Raw genomic sequence first — 18,144 nt, forward strand, 5'->3', positions numbered from 1 at the left:
AAATAGCATAATTAACATATTATTTCAATTAAAACATTTATATCAAAAAACATTTTTGGTATCATAAATGTATGTAAATGTTTTGGGAACTTAAGAGATCCCTATAGCTTAATAATGAAAAATGTGATAAAAGATAACGCGTATGCACAATGAATTTAACATCAAAATCAATCAAGAAGAGCTTAGCAAGCTCACCAAAATAATTTATAATAACTTCGGTATTAATCTTACAGAGAAAAAAAAATTATTAATTGAAAGTCGATTATCATCAATAATCAAAGCAAAAAATTTGAACAGTTTTACAGAATATATTAATTACTTAGAAAATCAAAAAAATCAAATATCTTTAATAGAATTAGTGGATAAAATATCAACAAATCACACTTATTTTTTTAGAGAACCTAATCATTTTGAATTTCTTGAGAACAAACTTTTGCCCAAAATGCTTAAACAAATGGCGCAATCAGAAGAAGAAATTAGAATATGGTCAGCTGGATGTTCAAGTGGAGAAGAAGCATATACAATTGCAATGATATTAAACGAATACATAGACAACAACAAAATCCACTGCAAAGTAAAAATCTTAGCAACAGATATTTCAATTACTGTTCTTAATGAAGCTAAACGGGGAATTTATCCAGAAGATCGGGTAAAGACACTCCCAAAACATTTAAAAAGCAAATATTTAAATAAACTTACAAGTAATAAATTTGAAGTCAAAGACATACTCAAAAAAAGGATTCAATTTAAAAAATTAAATCTAATGAATGAATTTTTTCCATTCAAGAAAAAATTTGATTTAATCTTTTGCAGAAATGTAATGATTTATTTTGATGAAAAAACTAGAAATAAACTTGCTGAAAAATTCAATCAGCATTTAAAAGATGATTCTTATTTGTTCATTGGTCATTCAGAAACAATTAGGGGCAATAAAAATTTAGAGTACATCATGCCAGCAACATACAAAAAAATCAATTAAATAAAGCAACTTACAATTGCCTATTTACCACTTAAATGCATATTTCTTTAGGTCAGATTTACTTTCTCTCCTACTTTAACAAAATAAAGCAACTCACCTATCGTTGCAACATGGTCTCCAACTCTTTCTAAAAAACTATTTAAAAATAATATATTTAAAAGATAATCTAAATTCTCTGGATTATTTTTCATCGCATCAATCACAACCGTTCTTTGCTTTGAAAATAGTTTATCTATAATGTTATCGTACTTTACTATTTTAAGTATTTTAATAAAATCTCCATCAAAGTAAGCATCAAAAATATTTGCAAGCATATCTTTTGCTGTGTCTGCCATTTCCCTTAAAGGCTTCTGATAAATGTCAACTGAAGAAAAATCCCCTTCATTAGATTCTAAAAGGAGTACGACCTTTACAATTTTAGTAGAATGATCCGCAATACGCTCAAGAGAACTAATTATTTTAATAATTGCCAAAATTTCTCTAAGTTCAGTAGCAACAGGATGTTCAGTAGCAATTATTCGCCCACATAAATCCTCAATATCATATTGATAATCGTCTATCATTTTTTCATCTTCATTGATAATCTTTTTAGCCAAATTTTTGTCTCTAGATTCCAAAGCTATTAACGAGTTTTCTATTATTTTAAGAACACACTCCTTCATATCCCAAAGATAATCTTTAATAACTTCAAGTTGTTTAGTAAGTTTACGCCTAACCATACCAAATTCTCCTAAAAAAACCGTTTTAAAAATAAATATCTCAATTTAGAGAGCTCATAATAACTGCTAAAAGGATAGCTATCAATAACTCTTTTATAATAACTAAGAGACTTTGCAAAATCCTTATACTTGCTCTCAGTCTCATATAGCTTGCCCAACAAATAGCTATATCTATCTGGAAACCTTGAATTTATATACTTTGGATAGTATAGCAAACTTAAATTCAAAAAAAACTCATACTCGCGATTCATTAACAAAAATTCAAGAATATCAAGATAAATATCCTCACCAAAAGCAACATTATTCTCTACTAAAAATTTAACATCTTTTAATACATTTTCCACCTTATTCAATTTAATTCCAAGATTAATAAGATTTAAAAAAATCTTATTAAAATATTTATCTCTCAAACTCAAATAACCCAAGTAAGAATTTAAATAATCCCCACTCTTATAATAAAGCTCGGCCTTTAATAAAATATATTCATCATCATTAAAATCGTACCTATTAAGTAACTCAATTGCTCCCTTATAGTCATTAATGTAAGATAAGTTTAAAGCTCTCCTCATAATATCTTTCAAGCTTGAATTATTATTACTCTTATCACTTAACCCAAAGCTTTTATCAGTTTTAATTCCTTTATCTAAATCCAAATTATCCTCAGGTTTGATTTCATCTAATTTAGAAGATTCTCTTTCCCTTGCAATCCTTAAAATTACATTTTTAGTAAACTCCCTAGAATCCTTTACATTTTGATATCTAAAAGCTAACATAATAATGCCGACATTCCTTGAAGTTTGAAAAGTAAACATAGCCCCATCCTGATAAGATTCTGCTAAAAGTTTAATAAAGGCATTATTCTTAGCATTCTTAATATAAATCCAAGATGCATCTTTAAAAAAAAAATTAAATTTTGAATTAGTATTTACCAAAAATTCTTGCTGCTCACTACTAAAATCAAGCTCATACGTACTATATCGATTTTCAAAAGCTAAAGAAGATATTATGCTAACAATAAAAAATAAAAAATTACAATAAATAAAACATTCTTTACTCACTTATAATTTTCCAAAATCTTATCAACTAATGATTCATTTTTTTCTTCCAAATCAATATTAAACAAATTATCTGACTTTACCCAAAGACTCTTAAGAAGCTCCTCACTAATTGACTGATGATGCACTACACCATCCTCCAATTTACCATCAGGAAGATCAGGTTTGGGAAAGAAAAAATCATCCATATTTAGACTAGAATTTAAATCAAAATAAAAATCTTCTATATTAAGTAACTTTAATTTTCGACTTAAATCTTCTTCTACACTACTGCGGGTATTTTCAATCATTCTATATGAATAAAAATAAGTAAGAAAAGAAACAATAATCGATAAAAATATCAAAATTAAAAAATATTTCTGAAAATGAAATTTTTTCTCTCTCATAATAATTTCCCTAATATACTAAATAAATTATATATTAAATATTACACTTTCTCCATTATCACTAGTAACACCGATTAAATTTTTACTCCCTTGTGCAACATACATATTATGAGTTATTATCAACAATTGAACTCTCTGACCAAGCTCCTTTAAAAGCCCTGAAAGTTTGTTACTATTTTCAAAATCAAGAAAAGCATCTATTTCATCGAGCACACAAAATGAAGCTGGAGAATAATAATACAAAGCAAATAAAAATATTATGCTAATTAAAGAATGTTCTCCCCCAGAAAGCATTTTATTTCTCTTAGCTAACTTATATTTAAAGTCTATTTTGATTTCTATCTCACCTAAGTCCTTATCATAAAAAAGACTCCCATTGCCCTTAAACATTCTACTAAAAAAATAAATAAAATGGCTATTAATCTCACCAAAAGCATCATTAAATCTTTTATCAATTTCCCTCTTTATTTTTCTCCTTAGCTTACTTAGGGATTCCTTAGTCAAGTTTAAATCATCTATTTGCAGACCTATTTTTTCAACCTTTTCTTTTATCTCATTATATTCTCTCTCAACATTAAAGAAAATATAATTATTATGTTCAATAATATTGATTTCTTTTTGTAAAGCATCTATTTTTGCCATATCTTCTGTAAGTTTAAACTTTTCCAAATTCTTATTAACACGATTAAAATCTTTTATCTCATCCTCAATATCTAAACTAGAATTAAACAAAACATCATATTCCGCCTGTTTTTTCATATATTCATAATAAGATGAATTTTTAAAAGCATCTAACAAATTTAAAGAATTAATCTCATTACTAGCAACCAATTCATTACCCTTAGCTTCACTTAAAAATTTATCCAAATTAACACTAATATCACTTCTCTCCAAACTTAATTCGTCTAACTTTAAGTTCAAATTATTAAGCCTTTCTCCAAGCTCATCCCTAGTTTCAAATAAAAATTTTAAATTACTATCTATTAATTTAATCTCATCTTCATTCTTAAGCCTAGAAAGTTCTGTATATTCAATCTCTCCTAAGATCTCGTTTAATTTTATAGTTTTATCTGATACCAAGGTCTCAATAGTAGTAATTTCCTTTGCAAGACTAGCCTTAGAATTATTTTTTGAAAGCAAAAATTTTCTTAAATCGACATTTTGCTCAAATATAGGTTCAATTTTTTCCTTTAATAAATTTAAAAGTTTATCTTCCTTGACTATATATTTAAGTAAATTTTCCCTAATCTCTTTAATATATTTTATGCTTAAGGTATCTTCAAAAAACTTTAAAGAATTCAAAATATTTTTCTTGAGTAGCTCAAATTCTTCAATGTTACTCTCCTTAGAAATTGATAAGACCAAATCAATAATTTCAAAAAAACTTCTAGTATACCTATTTATCTCATCAGTAAGATCAAAAAAATCTTTCTTCTTAGCTTGAAGAGCATTATTCAAATTCATTAGTTCTTCATTTATGCTAACCTTTACTGATTCAATTTGCACCTTATTGCTCATAAAAATATTTGCTAAATTTAATTTTCCTTTTCTGTCATGTTCTAATTTTTGAATTTTGATTTCTATTTCAAGTAGTTTAGATTTTAAAGTTTCAATTTCCTTTTTAATTACCTCAATGTTTTTAATAACATTCTTTTCTCTAAAAGAATAAAATTCTAACTTTTCTTTAACACTTTCAATAGAAAAGCTATTTAAAGATAAAATCTTATCTATATCCTTAATATCTAATTTGCTCTTAAGTTCATTTAACTCAAAATTAATATTAAAGAGTTTTTTTAATCTTAAGTTCTTTTCCAATACCTCTAAATCTTTTTTTAATTTTTGATACTTACCCTTAAGCAAAAAATCATTTTTAATCTTTTCATATTTATTATTTAGCTCATCCCTTAAAGTCCAAAGAGAATTTAAATTCTCTTTGGACTTTTCCAATCTCTTATATGCCTGTTCCTCTTCAACCCTAAGCATATCTATTCCACTTGCCTCTTCTATTAAAGATTTTAAATTAATATTCCCACTTGAAGAAATTCTTTCAATTTTACCTTGATTAATAAACATATAAGGCGAATTCTTTAGCCTTAACTTATTGATAAGGCTTGTATAACTTTTAAGATTTAAAGTATCATCATTCAAAAAATATTCACTTGTGCCATCTTTATAAAGCCTTCTTCTAATGTAAAATCTATCTCTAAAATCACTGACAGATAAATCTTCATTATTAAAGAAAAGAGTTACCTCCGCAAAATTTGATTCTCCTGACTTAGAAGTAGAAATCAAATCTGTCATATGTTTAACTCTTAAAATACTTAAATTATCCTCCCCTATACAAAAACGAATTGCATCTAATAAATTACTTTTTCCACAACCATTAGGCCCTACAATAAAATTTAAACTACTATTTAATTTTAATTCCTGCATTTTAACAAAAGATTTAAAGCCTAAAAGGCCTATTTTTTCTAAAAACAAAGCTACTCCCAATTTAATCACAAATAAGATTAACTTACTAAGGATAATTTTATATTATAATCAATAGTTATGATTTGTGGAATTGATGAAGTTGGACGAGGTTGCATCTTTGGACCTGTTCTTAGTGCGGCTGTTATTTTTAAAGGAAATCCCAATTTTTTAAATGAACTAGATGATTCAAAAAAACTTACCAAAGCTAAAAGAGAATATCTATCATCATTAATACTTGAAAACTCATATTACGCATTTGCAGAAGTATCTAATGAAACCATTGATAAGATCAATATTCATCATGCTTCGCTTCTTGCAATGCAAATTGCATATGAAAAGTTAGATATAAACTGTGATTTGGTACTTGTGGACGGAAAATTTATTCCAAAAATAAAAGCTAAAAAAATTCAAGCAATAATTAAAGGAGATTCTATTATTAATGAAATAAAAGCAGCATCAATCATTGCAAAAGTACAAAGAGACAAATTGATGGATGAATACAATAAAACTTATCCCCTATATGCACTTAACAAAAACAAAGGATATCCAACAAAGGAACATAAAGAAGCAATAAAAAAACATGGGATTTCAAATCTTCACAGAAGAAGTTTTAAGTTCATTTAAACAAAATTTTAATTATCTCCATCTCTAGGTCTTCCTGATAAACGATAATTCCTATCAAAACCAAGACTGTTATTTTTAATTCTTTCACTATGGCGGTTAAAATCATTATGATATTCCCTTTTTGTAATCGAATTCTCAGAAATCTTTTTCTTAATCACAGAAATTGCTCTTAACAAATTTGACTCAAATTCTTCAATATTCTCTTCATAAACAAAAACCGAATGTCTCTCAAAATCCCCATTAACATTTCTCTTACTCTCTACAATATTTAAAAAATAATCACCCTTTCTATTTTCTTTGACATTAAAAAAATAAGTTCTATCAGAATTTGTAAATAACTTATCAGAATATACTTCCCCTCTCTCGCCCATTAATTCCTCCACACAAAAAGTCTTTATATCATGTCAGCTTACACAAAAGTTAACATAATTGTACTTACTAAATAAAAAAAATACTAGACAAAATTAATAATAAAATCAATTGACATAAAGTGCATTTTTTTATAGAATCAACTCTGTTATTTATGCGTCCTTCGTATAATGGTCAATTACCTTAGCCTTCCAAGCTAATGATGTCGGTTCGATTCCGATAGGACGCTTTTCAAATAAGATTACAAGTCAATATATATTTTGATTCAAAATAATATTGGAGATGGCGGGAATTGAACCCGCGTCCTAAAAATAATATCATAAATATCTACAAGCTTAGCTAGTATTTTTTTTAAGTAATAAGGTTTGGAAAAACTAGCAAACCGCCAAATTACTCTCAAATTTAAAAGTCCCTAAAAATCAATTTGAAATATTTTTAAGCAAGCTTTGATGTCTTGAAAGAGTATAAGCTGAACCTCAAAGCAAAATCCAACAAAACTCTCTGCTAATTTAAGCAGCCATTACAAGATTTGCACTTGTAAAGTTATTATTTCTTGCATTTATTAAAGAAGTTTTAAGAGATTCCCTCTGCTTGCAATTTATGCTACTAAAGTTTTTAGTCAAATCCAAAACATCCCCTCTAGATTATGTTTTAGAAAAAAGTATAACATAAATGTATCGAAAAAGGCAAAACAATCTAATTTGCAAAACAACATATAAAAGCTTATAATAATTTTGATATTATCAATAAATGATCAAATGATAAAGTGATAAATTGCAAGGGGCCTTTTTGAATAACGAAATTCTATGGTGCATTATGTTAATTTGTACCTATTCAATTCTACTTATTATGTACAAGTTCTTTGGGGAAAAAGGATTATTCGCATGGGTAACATCATCTGTAATTATTGCAAACATGCAAGTTTTAAAGCAAGTCACAATATTTGGATTTAATGCTACCCTTGGTAATATTATTTACGCATCATCATATGTTGCAACAGATATTCTATCAGAATTTTATGGTCGCGAAACTTCAAAAAAAGCAGTTTATATTGGATTTATAGGATTTATAGCATTTGCGTTCATCACAAATATTCAACTTTATTTTTCAACAAATAGTTTTGATATATATTTAACAAGCTTAGAAAACATTTTCTCTTCAATTCCAATTCTATTAGCTGCATCGATTATAGCGTACATAATATCTCAACTAAATGACATATACCTATATCAATTTATCAAAGATAAATTTCCAAAATTCATATTTATACGAAGCAACGGCTCAACATTAGTAAGCGAGCTTATAGATACAATAATTTTCGTAAGCATTGCAACATATTTCAATATATTTCCAAAAGAAGCTTACTTAGATATAATAATTTCCACATACCTCATTAAAGGAATTGCTGGTATCCTAGGAACTCCATTCATCTACATTGCAAAATGTGTATATCAAAACAAAAAAATTTCAATATGAGTACCAATATCCATTCAATTATTCCTCATTAATTTGTTATAATTGACAATATGATAGATATAATTTTATGGATAACTTTACTCGCATTTGTGTATCTACAATTAACATTGTTGTACTATCTATTCGGAAAATCGGGTCTTTTTTGTTTTAACATCATTATGACAATACTTTCAAATCTTATTATATTAAAAAAAGTAATTATATTCGAACAGCAAATGAGTTTATCGGGAATACCATTTCTCGCAATTCTTTGCTCATTAAACCTGATTACAGAAAAATATAATGAGCAATCAGCAATAAAGTCCATAACATTAAACATGCTTATACACATAACTTTTGTAATAATGATGCATTTTACATTACATTTTCAACAAAATGAATTTGACACTTCTAATATACATTTAAAAGTATTGTTTTACAATGCTTCTTATACTTCAATAATTTTCACTGGAACATATATTATATTTTTATGTAATTATATTAATATAAAAATATATTCTATACTACAAAAAAATAATGTAAGCAATAAATGGATAAATCATAATTTGTCAAGACTATGTTCCTCATGTATAGCTTACATGTTAGCTAATATCTCAATGCATGTAATAGCACAACTATACCCTGGCAAGAATATTAATATGGTGGAAAGTTCATGGATTTTTACCATCATAATCATGATCATTGATACTCTCATCTATTATTTTCTAAATACTATGAAGGTTAAAAAAGCTTGAGTTTTTCAATAGCCTGATGATTTTTTACAATTTTTCTATAATAATCAAGTTTTAAATTCAATTTCTCATCTTCATCTAATAAATACCCAATAGAACTCTTTCTTAAACGACTAATCAATGAATAAAAGACTATCGCAACAGCTACAGAAAGATTATAGCTTTGCGTGAACCCATACATTGGTATTTTTAAATGCAAATCAGCATTTTCTAAAACTGCATGACTAAGTCCTGTTAATTCAGTTCCAAAAAATATTGCTAGCTTAGCATCAATTGGAAAATCTTCAAGAGATATAGCCTTATTATCTAAAGATGTAGCTACTATTTTATATCCATTACCCTTCAGATTATCAAATGCGGCCTTAACACATTTATATTTAATTATATCTATCCATTTTGAAGCGCCAAGAACAACATCTGGATTTAAAGTATATTTATTATTAGTCTCAATAATATGAATATCACTAAGTCCCAAAATTTCAATTGTACGCATTGTAGCACTTGCATTTTGAGGTTGGAAAATATCTTCAAGGACAAGTGTTAAATAATTTGTTCGATTATTTAACACTTCATTTATTCTCTCTCGCCTTTTCTGGGTGATAAATTCAGACAGAATTGCTATTCTCTTAAATATATCATCGCTCACAAAGTATAATTTTAGATAAAAAAACAATAAAAGCCAATTAAAATGTTAAAAAATAATTTATTTTTTATATAATATTAAAAGTGGAAGTAAAAATCGAAGAATCTTGGAAAGAAATGTTAAAAGCTGAATTTTGCAAAGGATATTTCAAAAGACTTGCAAATTTCGTAAAAAATGAATATAAAACTAAAAAGGACAAAATATTTCCACCTCCAAAGTTAATATTTAATGCATTTGATTCTTTGCCATTTAAAAACATAAAAGTAGTAATACTTGGGCAAGATCCGTATCATGGTAAAAGACAAGCTAATGGTTTAGCCTTTTCTGTTAACTCAGACATCAAAATACCTCCATCACTACAAAATATTTTTAAAGAAATAGAGAGAAGTTTAAAAATCCAAACTATTCCAAACGGGGACTTAACACGATGGGCAACGCAAGGCGTATTTTTACTAAATTCAATATTAACAGTAGAAGAAAGCCATCCATCATCTCACAAAGACATTGGTTGGGAAATTTTTACAAACGAAGTAATAAAAATTATTTCAAAAAACCTAAATAATGTTGTTTTTATGTTATGGGGTAATTTTGCAAGAGGAAAAAAAGAATTGATAGATGCATCAAGACATTTAATTCTTGAAACAAGCCATCCATCCCCTTATTCCGTACACAACGGCTTCTTAGGGTCAAATCACTTTAGTCAAACTTTAAGATATCTAAAAGAACACAATAAAAGTCCAATAGACTTTCACTAACCGACTTGTCTAATAACGCATCAGACAAGTCATTTAATTATTTTTCTTTACTTGAAGTATCTTCATCAAGAGTCTCTTGATTCTGCTTTATGTCATCATTCCAAAATGTTGAACTTTTTTCATCTATCTTAACATCTCTTAACAGACTATTATCAACTCTTTTGGTATTAATAAAAGACAACGCAATCACAAAAATAAAAAAAAGCGTAATAAAAAATGCTGTAATTCTTATCGCAATATTTGAAGATTTTGCCCCAAAAATAGAAGAACTACCACCTCCAAACACCCCTCCAATACCATCACCCTGTTCATCTTGAAATAACACTAACAAGATAATCATAAATGAAGTAATAATAAAAAAGACAAATATTAAAAATCTAAATAACTCCAAAATAAACCTCTCTATTTGGCCACCTTATTAACTATATTCAAAAATGAATTGGCCTTTAAAGATGCACCACCAATCAATGCCCCATCAATGTCATTCTCCCCCATAAGGCCTTCCACATTATCAACATTAACAGAGCCACCATACTGAATAATAATGTTATCTGCTGCTGAGGTTGAATACAATGATTCAATCTCAAGTCTAATTGCCTTGTGGACTTCTTGTGCCTCTTCTTTTGTTGCCGTTTTTCCAGTTCCAATTGCCCACACAGGCTCATAAGCTAAAATTATTCGCTTAAGATCAGATTCAGAAACAGAGATTAATCCTCTTCTAATTTGATTTAAAACAACATCTAAAGTTTTATTATTTTCTCTCTCCGAAAGAGTTTCCCCAATACAAAGAATTAAATATTTAAATGGATGTTTAAGTCCTGCAAGAATTTTTTTATTTATTACCTCATCAGTATCTCCAAGATAAGTCCTACATTCAGAATGACCAAGTATTACGTAATCAACTCCAAATTCTAAAAGCATAGAAGGTGAAATTTCACTTGTTCTTGCTCCACTATTCTCATAAGACATATTTTGAGCACCAAGAAGAACATTACTTCCCTTAGTAACTTCACAAACTTTACAAAGAGACGTAAATGTGGGTGTTATCATAACAACAACATCATCATTAATATTTCGTACTCCATCTACAATTTGTTTAGCAACACCTGCAGCCTCTACACTTGTATAGTGCATTTTCCAGTTTCCAGCTAAAAACATCTTTCTCATTTTACTTCTCCAACACTTTTATGCCTGGCAAAATTTTTCCCTCAAGATACTCAAGAGAAGCACCACCCCCTGTTGAAACATGGGTTATTTTTTCAGATAAATTAAACTTATTAACAGCAGCTACTGAATCTCCTCCACCAACAACCGTAATTCCAGAGCAACTAGCCACATATTCTGCAACCTTTGCTGTGCCTTTTGAAAAAGAATCAAACTCAAAAACTCCAAGGGGTCCATTCCAAATCACAGTCTTTGCACTAATCAGAACTTCCTCAATTTTTCTCAAAGTTTTCTTGCCAATATCCATTCCAATCTTACCATCAGGGATATCAATAGAATCAACATACTCAGGAATTGAATCTTCTTTAAATTCACTTGCAACAATATGATCAAGAGGCAAAATAACTTTTACATCTAATTCCTTTGCCTTCTTTAAAAAAGACGAAGCTACGTGAATATATTCATTCTCTAAAAGAGATTTTCCAATGGAATGCCCTTCTACCTTTAAAAAGGTATATGCCATTCCACCACCAATTACCATTACATTTGATTTTGGCAAAAGGGATTCTAGTACTGCAATTTTTGAAGAAACTTTTGAACCGCCAATTATTGAAACAAATGGACTTTCAGGATTTTTTAAAATTTTACCCAAAAACTCATCTTCCTTTTCCATTAAAAATCCACCAACGGCTGGTAAATAAGCTGCAAGCCCTGCTGTAGAAGCATGTGCCCTATGAGCAGTTCCAAAAGCATCATTTACAAAAACATCACCATTTTGAGATAATTTTTTTGCAAAATCATTACAATTTTCTTCTTCTTGCCTATAAAACCTTACATTTTCAAGTAAAACAATATCTCCATTCTTCATGTGAGAAACAGCAGTTGCTACTTCATCACCTATGCAATCAGGCAGCATCTTAACATCCTGCCCTAATAATTCTGATAATCTTTTAGCAACAGGTATAAGAGAATATTTAAGATTCTTCTCTCCCTTTGGCCTACCCAAATGACTCATAAGAACAACTCTGGCTCCTTGGGACTTAAGATACTCTATCGTAGGTAATGCAGCCCTAATTCTAGTATCATCAGTAATGTTCCCTTCTCTTAAGGGAACATTAAAATCACATCTTACCAAAGCACGCTTGCCTGAAAAGTCAAAATCTTTTATCGTTTTTATTGACATTTACAACTTACCTCAGGATCATTTTTCTCTTATTTAATTAACTTTTGTGCAAGGTCAACTACTCTTGTAGAATATCCAAATTCATTGTCATACCATGAGAGTACTTTCACAAAACCATTTAATAACACCATTGTCTCAAGACCATCAACTATTGAAGAATGCGAATTTCCCTTAATATCTGAAGATACTATTGGATCTTCTGTATATCCCAAAATACCACTAAGCTCTCTAGACTCTGATGCTTTCTTAAGTGCAAAATTGATCTCTTCTTTTGTAACATCTTTTTTCTTAAGTTGCACTGTAAGATCAACAATAGAACCTGTTGGTACAGGAACTCTCATAGAAGTACCATTAAGTTTACCCTTAAGCTCAGGTAAAACAAGTCCAACAGCTTTAGCAGCACCTGTTGAAGTAGGAATAATTGAAAGAGCTCCAGCTCTTGCTCGTCTTAGATCAGCATGTGGAAAGTCAAGGATTTTTTGATCATTTGTATAAGCATGAACAGTAGTCATAAGTCCTTGCTCAATCCCAAAAGTTTCATGCAGAACTTTTGCAAGAGGTGCAAGACAGTTTGTTGTGCATGAAGCATTAGAAACAGCTTTCAAATCAGAAGTAATTTCATAATCATTTACACCAAGTACGATTGTCTTAATCTCATCCTTAGCAGGTACTGTCAAAATTACCTTTTTAGCACCAGCATGCTCAACATGATCAAGGTATCCGCCTCTATCACTTGTTGCTGATGAAAAGACACCTGTTGATTCAATTACAACATCAACTCCAAGTTTTCCCCAAGGAAGTTTCTTTGGATCGCGTTCAGCAATAATCCTTATTTCTTTTCCATCTACTACAATTGCTCCATCTCTTGCCTCAACTTTTTTATTATATATTCCAAAAGTTGAATCATACTTTAAAAGATGAGCAAGTGTCTTAGGATCTGTTAAGTCATTTATTGCAACAACTTCAATTCCTCTCTCAAAAGCAATTTTAAAAACATTTCTACCTATACGTCCAAAGCCATTAATAGCTAGCTTCATACAGCTCCTCCATCTATTTTTATTATCTACTAGAATTATTAAATAATAAATTAATTAATCATAAGTGTCAAACTATTTTTTTATAAAAACCGTATATCCTTTTTGAATGTAATCTCTTAAAAGAGTGGGTGATTTTAAAATCCCTCTGGAAATGTAATCGCCAATCTCTTCAATAAAAATCTCACCAAGAATATCTGACTTATTATAACTAATAAAACTAGAACTATCACTATTATACTTTAAAGCCCCCTCTTTAAGAACTAAAAAGATATCACCTTCCTTTACATCATTCACATGACCAAGATTAATAAGAACATCATCTTTCTTAATCTGAAGTATTTCTCCCTTTTTAGGTAAATAATCATTAAAATCTCTAGAAAAAGAACTTAAAATATCACTTAAATACAGCACTCCTCCCGAATTATAGTCAAAAGTCTTAATTTTAATGCCCGTCTTCCCTGAAAAAATATCTACTCTTAAACTAGCCGAATTTTTAAAAACATCTACATCAAGATCAAACATTAAAAATAAATCAAGATTATTACTTCTTGCATAAGAAAATTCTTCAGCAAAACTACTTACCAAGTAATCCTTATTTTTATTATAATCAAACCTATAATTAACCACTTCTATATTTAAATTGCGATCAAGTATCCTCTCAGCATACTTTAAAATTAAATCATTTGCACCAAAAACTTTATTCTCATTTTGAGTAAAAATACCTACCCTATAAACCGTTTGATTATCATAAAGTTTATTTAAATCACCAATGGTCTTATAACCATACCTAAAAAATAAAGAACTCCTAATATCAAATGCAACCACATCATAAAAATCTAAAATTTTAGTATCTGTAACCTTCCTCTGCTCTATCAAATAATAAAGCTCCTCATAAGCCATTACATCCAATTTCATAAACTTATAAATTTTAGCAAGTAAAAACCTAGCACTATCATTATCAGGATAAATATCAATAGCATTCTTTACATTAAATACTGCTCTATCTAAGTCTAAATTTTTAAAAGCCTTAAATCCCTCATTTTCATATCTTTTAGAAATTTCCATATTAGTGCCATTATTTTTTTGAAACGAACTCCTAAAATTAGATACGAAAAAACTTTCCTCAAGAGCTATATTATAAAATTCCAAGTCCTTTTTCATACTCTTAGCTCTCTCCAAATTTAAAACAGCTTTATCAATCTTCTCAAGCTTCAAATAAGAATAGCCAAGCAAATAATAAAGTTCATCTAAATTTTGATCAACAAGTATTGCCTTTTGAAGAACATCAGCTGCATCTTCATATTTAGACTGATATAAGTAAACAAGAGCAAGTAAACGGTAAGCATCAACAAGTCCAAAATCTTTATAAGTAGTTTTTACTAACATTAAATAATTTTGAGCATATCTCTCAGCAGCTCCCAAACTATTAGTCTTAATAGAAAATTCTGCCACCCTTTTGTGAAAATCTGGCAAAGAAGTAAAATTACCCCTCACTTTGTTTATTAAATGCTGTGCCTTATCATTCATGTTTAATTTCTCATAAATGCTCATTAGATGCTCAAACGCATTATAATTTGTCTGATTATACTCAAGAATAGATAGATAATAATTAGCAGCTGCAACAAATAAACCTTCTTCCTCAAAGATTGAAGCAAGCCCAACTAAAGCATCAATATTGTTTTTTTGCTTAGCTAAAACCTCTGAATAAAATTTCTTAGCCTGTGTTGTTCCATTATTTTTAAGCAATATGTTTGCATAAAGAATCTTATATTCAGTATCACCATTGGACATTTTGTAGGCCTTCTCTATAAAAAATTGAGCCTGATTATATATCTTTAATTGATAATAAATTTCTGCTATAAACTTATATGCCTCATAATAATTAGGATTAATCTTCACAGCTTCAAGAAGCTCGTCAATAGCATCATAATATTTTTGCATAAGATAATATGTTTGTGCTTTTTGATAATACTCGATTGCAGTCGTAGTAGCACCTATTAAACTCCCAAAATTTAAATTAAAAATCAAAAGAATTGTCAAAAATCTCCTCAAATTCATAAACCTTCCTTCTGGGAAATTTTTATTACTTTAATGTTTCTTTGGTGCATATTTTTAATGGTAAATGTCAAATTATTATATTTTATATTCTCATTTTTCAAAGGAATTCTTCCAAATAGATCGTAAACAAATCCCCCAAGAGTATCAAAATCCCCATCTGGAAGACTCAGTCCAAGCTTTTCATTTAAATCTTCAATTAAAACTCTAGCGGTACAAAGATAACTTCCATCATCAAGGGGTACTATCTCATCAAGTTCATTATCAAACTCATCTTGAATATCCCCCACAATCTCCTCAAGAATATCTTCAAGTGTAACAAGACCTGAAACCCCTCCATATTCATCAACTACAATAGCAATATGAACATGATTCTCTTGGAACTCTTTTAAGAGTGAATCAATTTTCTTGCTCTCAGGAACAAACATAACTTTTCGCATAATATCTCTTAGATCTATTTCATAGAAATCTTTTTTCCACATATGCAAAAGTATATCTTTCGTATGAATTATCCCAATAATATCATCTATTGTTTCCCTATAAACGGGAAATCTTGAATGATTGCTAGATGTTACAACTTTTAAAATTTCATCTTTGCTTACAGAATAATCAACAAAAACTACACTTATTCTTGGAATCATAATTTCTTTCACAATTGTTTCTTTAAGAGAACTAAAATTCTTAAGCAAAGATGTTTCAAATCTCGACTTTTCCTCAATATTCTTATCATCAGCTCTTTTTACTTTTTTATTTTTAAAACTCAAAAACTTGAACATCAAAATACCCTTCTAGTTTCTCTTAAAACTTTTTCCTGAATAATTAACATCTCCTCATTTTGAAAATCATTTGTCTCATGAGTATATCCTATTAAATGCAAAATACCATGTATAGTATTTCTTTGGAGCTCATCGTACATTTCAACATTAAATTCCAAAGAACTAAACTCTAAGTATTCAAGCGATATTATAAGATCACCTTGTATTTTATGATTTATTTGTCCATTCTCTTCAAGATAATTAAAAGAGAGAACATCAGTAGGCTCGGATTTCTGTCTAAATGCACTATTTAACTTCTGAATGTACTCATTGTTGCACAGGATAACAGAAAGTTCATATTCTTCAATGCAAAGAAAACTTAGAACAGATAAAATAAAATTATAATAAGCATTCCAATGTTTAAACTCAACACCCTCTGCCCATAAATTTAACTCTTCTTTTATCAATTCACTATATCCTAGAACAATTATAACTTAAAAAAATATTATATAAACAGACAAGATTTCATTTTTTTTATAAACCTTTTATACATACATGCTAAACTTTAAATAAATCTTTAATTGCATCTTCAAAAGAATCTTTTTGAATAAAACCAACAGAAACCTTTGGTTTGCCTCCAACAGGCACAAAAATAATGGTAGGAAGACTTTGAACACCAAGCACCATAGAAACTTCCTGTTCCTTATCAGTATCGACTTTATAAAAATCAATCTTATCTCCATATTCTTTTGAGAGTTCATCATAAATCGGAGCAAGCATTTTGCATGGACCACACCAATCAGCATAAAAATCAATTATTGCAGGTTTTTTACCCTTAAAATCCCATTCTTTATTATTTTTATAATCAAAAACCTTATCGATAAATTCCTGCTTAGTCAAACTAATTGCCATATTTTCTCCTAATTCAATCGATTTTTAATTATAACATAAATACAATATAATTAATAAGGAATTAGATATAGAAATGAACTTGATATTAATAAACCCAGATGAATTTGAAAATGGACTTATGCTCAATGATTTAAGAGTAAAACACATTAATGAAATATTAAAACTTAAAAATAATGAAACATTTAAATTTGGTATTCTTGGAGAAGAACACATTTACTCATGCGTATACCAAAAAGATATAAAGCTTTTTTTTAAGAAACATCATAAAATAGCAAAATCAAATAATTTAAAAAAGTTAAAAGTAATAATTGGTTTAGTACGACCAATTGCAGCAAAAAGAATAATCACACACCTTGGAAGCATCGGGATATCTGAAATTATTTTTTTTAATGCTTCACTTAGCGAAAAATCCTATTCATGTTCCAAGCTCTTTAAAAAAAAAGAATATGAAAAATATCTAATAGAAGGTGCTATGCAAGGTGGAATTACCTACATACCAAAAGTCAACATTCTTAACAATCTAATAGAAGTTCTAAATAATACAGAATATGATAAATCTGATACCACAAAAATATTACTTGAGAGAGAAAGCAAAAACAAATTAGTTGATCTAAATATAAAAACAAATAATACTGTTGTTATTATCGGACCAGAGAGAGGATTTATAACGAAAGAAATAAATTTAATCAAAGAATATGGTTTTAATACCTATAACATTTCAACAAATATTTTAAGAACAGAAACAGCTACAATCGTAGCATCCACCATTATCACATCAAAAATGGATAGTAAATAATGCTTTTCAAGAAATATTCAGATTAAATTCAGC

The 18,144-nt window shown here is 28.6% G+C and carries 20 protein-coding genes, 1 tRNA gene and 1 other RNA gene; 7 read left to right on the plus strand and 15 right to left on the minus strand.

Annotated elements, in window-relative coordinates:
- Positions 1-142: 142 nt before the first annotated feature.
- Complete coding sequence (locus tag bhYOR_RS00200) at positions 143-979, plus strand: CheR family methyltransferase (RefSeq protein WP_038446115.1); 837 nt, start codon at positions 143-145, stop codon at positions 977-979.
- Between the two features lie 47 nt (positions 980-1,026).
- Here bhYOR_RS00200 and phoU read toward each other — a convergent pair whose 3' ends face one another.
- Genes phoU through bhYOR_RS00220 form a run of 4 tightly spaced genes read right to left on the minus strand, consistent with a single transcriptional unit; the run spans position 1,027 to position 5,620 of the window.
- Positions 1,027-1,698, minus strand: coding sequence for a phosphate signaling complex protein PhoU (gene phoU, locus bhYOR_RS00205; RefSeq protein ID WP_025399400.1), 672 nt, complete (start codon positions 1,696-1,698; stop codon positions 1,027-1,029).
- An 11-nt stretch (positions 1,699-1,709) separates the two neighbouring features.
- The gene (locus tag bhYOR_RS00210) at positions 1,710-2,756 is read right to left on the minus strand and encodes a hypothetical protein (RefSeq protein ID WP_247088147.1); all 1,047 of its coding nucleotides are present in this window, start codon (positions 2,754-2,756) and stop codon (positions 1,710-1,712) included.
- Positions 2,753-3,139 carry a hypothetical protein gene (locus bhYOR_RS00215; RefSeq protein WP_025399402.1) on the minus strand — a complete coding sequence of 129 codons (387 nt, stop codon included), beginning with the start codon at positions 3,137-3,139 and terminating at the stop codon, positions 2,753-2,755. Before bhYOR_RS00215 ends, bhYOR_RS00210 begins: the two co-directional genes overlap by 4 nt.
- Before the next feature lie 27 nt (positions 3,140-3,166).
- Entirely contained in the window at positions 3,167-5,620 is a 2,454-nt protein-coding gene (locus bhYOR_RS00220; RefSeq protein ID WP_025399403.1) for an AAA family ATPase, read from the minus strand.
- 69 nt (positions 5,621-5,689) lie between these two features.
- Between bhYOR_RS00220 and bhYOR_RS00225 the strand changes: the two genes are divergently transcribed.
- Positions 5,690-6,235 (plus strand): ribonuclease HII, encoded by a 546-nt coding sequence (locus bhYOR_RS00225; RefSeq protein WP_025399404.1) that lies wholly within the window; start codon positions 5,690-5,692, stop codon positions 6,233-6,235.
- An 8-nt stretch (positions 6,236-6,243) separates the two neighbouring features.
- Here the strand turns inward: bhYOR_RS00225 and bhYOR_RS00230 are convergent, their stop codons facing one another.
- Positions 6,244-6,606 carry a DUF3276 family protein gene (locus bhYOR_RS00230; protein ID WP_025399405.1) on the minus strand — a complete coding sequence of 121 codons (363 nt, stop codon included), beginning with the start codon at positions 6,604-6,606 and terminating at the stop codon, positions 6,244-6,246.
- Positions 6,607-6,760: 154 nt separating this feature from the next.
- On the opposite strand from bhYOR_RS00230, the gene bhYOR_RS00235 reads away from it, so the two are divergent.
- A tRNA-Gly gene (locus bhYOR_RS00235) sits at positions 6,761-6,833 on the plus strand.
- Between the two features lie 45 nt (positions 6,834-6,878).
- Here the strand turns inward: bhYOR_RS00235 and ssrA are convergent.
- Positions 6,879-7,242: a transfer-messenger RNA gene (ssrA, locus tag bhYOR_RS00240) on the minus strand.
- Positions 7,243-7,393: 151 nt separating this feature from the next.
- On the opposite strand from ssrA, the gene bhYOR_RS00245 reads away from it, so the two are divergent.
- Together bhYOR_RS00245 and bhYOR_RS00250 are read left to right on the plus strand one after the other, a co-directional pair.
- Positions 7,394-8,080 carry a queuosine precursor transporter gene (locus tag bhYOR_RS00245; RefSeq protein ID WP_025399406.1) on the plus strand — a complete coding sequence of 229 codons (687 nt, stop codon included), beginning with the start codon at positions 7,394-7,396 and terminating at the stop codon, positions 8,078-8,080.
- Positions 8,081-8,130: 50 nt separating this feature from the next.
- Positions 8,131-8,814, plus strand: coding sequence for a queuosine precursor transporter (locus tag bhYOR_RS00250; protein ID WP_025399407.1), 684 nt, complete (start codon positions 8,131-8,133; stop codon positions 8,812-8,814).
- On the opposite strand, the gene bhYOR_RS00255 is transcribed toward bhYOR_RS00250, so the two are convergent.
- On the minus strand, positions 8,801-9,457 hold the full coding sequence (locus bhYOR_RS00255; protein ID WP_025399408.1) for a TrmH family RNA methyltransferase: 657 nt from the start codon (positions 9,455-9,457) through the stop codon (positions 8,801-8,803). The genes bhYOR_RS00250 and bhYOR_RS00255 overlap by 14 nt on opposite strands.
- An 80-nt stretch (positions 9,458-9,537) precedes the next feature.
- Between bhYOR_RS00255 and ung the strand changes: the two genes are divergently transcribed.
- Positions 9,538-10,209: a uracil-DNA glycosylase gene (ung, locus tag bhYOR_RS00260; RefSeq protein WP_025433952.1), complete on the plus strand. Its 672-nt coding sequence runs from the start codon at positions 9,538-9,540 to the stop codon at positions 10,207-10,209.
- A 37-nt stretch (positions 10,210-10,246) separates the two neighbouring features.
- Here the strand turns inward: ung and secG are convergent, their stop codons facing one another.
- The 8 genes from secG to trxA all read right to left on the minus strand — a co-directional run bounded on the left by secG (position 10,247) and on the right by trxA (position 17,315).
- On the minus strand, positions 10,247-10,600 hold the full coding sequence (gene secG / locus bhYOR_RS00265) for a preprotein translocase subunit SecG (RefSeq protein ID WP_247088150.1): 354 nt from the start codon (positions 10,598-10,600) through the stop codon (positions 10,247-10,249).
- A gap of 11 nt (positions 10,601-10,611) precedes the next feature.
- Positions 10,612-11,376 carry a triose-phosphate isomerase gene (gene tpiA / locus bhYOR_RS00270; RefSeq protein WP_025433953.1) on the minus strand — a complete coding sequence of 255 codons (765 nt, stop codon included), beginning with the start codon at positions 11,374-11,376 and terminating at the stop codon, positions 10,612-10,614.
- A 1-nt stretch (position 11,377) separates the two neighbouring features.
- Entirely contained in the window at positions 11,378-12,556 is a 1,179-nt protein-coding gene (locus bhYOR_RS00275; protein WP_025399412.1) for a phosphoglycerate kinase, read from the minus strand.
- Between the two features lie 29 nt (positions 12,557-12,585).
- Entirely contained in the window at positions 12,586-13,593 is a 1,008-nt protein-coding gene (gap, locus tag bhYOR_RS00280) for a type I glyceraldehyde-3-phosphate dehydrogenase (RefSeq protein WP_025399413.1), read from the minus strand.
- A gap of 72 nt (positions 13,594-13,665) precedes the next feature.
- The gene (locus bhYOR_RS00285; RefSeq protein ID WP_025399414.1) at positions 13,666-15,651 is read right to left on the minus strand and encodes a tetratricopeptide repeat protein; all 1,986 of its coding nucleotides are present in this window, start codon (positions 15,649-15,651) and stop codon (positions 13,666-13,668) included.
- The gene (locus bhYOR_RS00290; protein ID WP_025399415.1) at positions 15,648-16,424 is read right to left on the minus strand and encodes a hemolysin family protein; all 777 of its coding nucleotides are present in this window, start codon (positions 16,422-16,424) and stop codon (positions 15,648-15,650) included. Before bhYOR_RS00290 ends, bhYOR_RS00285 begins: the two co-directional genes overlap by 4 nt.
- A complete protein-coding gene (gene ybeY / locus bhYOR_RS00295) occupies positions 16,424-16,870 on the minus strand; it encodes an rRNA maturation RNase YbeY (RefSeq protein WP_025433954.1) in 447 nt (148 codons plus the stop codon). The genes bhYOR_RS00290 and ybeY overlap by 1 nt, the downstream gene beginning before the upstream one ends.
- Before the next feature lie 91 nt (positions 16,871-16,961).
- A complete protein-coding gene (trxA, locus tag bhYOR_RS00300) occupies positions 16,962-17,315 on the minus strand; it encodes a thioredoxin (protein ID WP_025399417.1) in 354 nt (117 codons plus the stop codon).
- A gap of 73 nt (positions 17,316-17,388) precedes the next feature.
- Between trxA and bhYOR_RS00305 the strand changes: the two genes are divergently transcribed.
- Positions 17,389-18,111: a 16S rRNA (uracil(1498)-N(3))-methyltransferase gene (locus bhYOR_RS00305; RefSeq protein ID WP_247088152.1), complete on the plus strand. Its 723-nt coding sequence runs from the start codon at positions 17,389-17,391 to the stop codon at positions 18,109-18,111.
- Positions 18,112-18,144 lie beyond the last annotated feature (33 nt).

The organism is Borrelia nietonii YOR (genome assembly GCF_023035795.1).
Taxonomy (GTDB): Bacteria; Spirochaetota; Spirochaetia; order Borreliales; family Borreliaceae; genus Borrelia; species Borrelia hermsii.